Source organism: Arthrobacter sp. Y3223164 (genome assembly GCF_059091005.1).
The window spans coordinates 1-469 of sequence record NZ_JBNHGF010000841.1 but is presented as its reverse complement, the minus strand read 5'-3'; the positions used below and the strand labels follow the sequence as shown (position 1 = coordinate 469).

The window sequence follows — 469 nt, the reverse complement described above, 5'->3', positions numbered from 1 at the left end:
GGGCTGCTGCCGGCGGGGTCCGCGGGCTGCTCAAGTGGGCCGCCGGGGGAGCGGCCGTGGTGCTGCTGGCCCTGCTGCCGCTGCTGAACCTCTCCCTGCCGGGCGTGCTGCCCGGGCCCACCTACACCCCGGGTTCACTGCAGCTGATCGCCATGTGCATGCTGATGGCCGCCGCGGCGCTCAGCTACCACCTGCTGCTCGGTGTCACCGGCCTGCTGTCCTTCGGCCATGCGCTGTACTTCGGCGCCGGGGTCTACGGCCTCGGCGTCATCCTGGACACGTTCGACATCCCGCTGCTGCCGGCCATGGGCCTGACGCTGCTGCTGGTCATCGTTCTGGCCCACGTGGTCGGCGCGGTCGGCCTGCGCGTGACGGGCATCCCGTTCGCCATGGTCATTCCCGTCGCCCGTATCGGCAAGCTTCAGCCCGATCACGCAACAGATGATCACGGCAACGAACAGCAGTTTGA

At 69.3% G+C, this 469-nt stretch carries 1 pseudogene; it reads left to right on the top strand.

What is annotated here, in order from left to right:
* Positions 1-26: 26 nt before the first annotated feature.
* A pseudogene (locus AC5RUJ_RS18315) lies at positions 27-469 on the top strand (branched-chain amino acid ABC transporter permease); the annotation flags it as partial.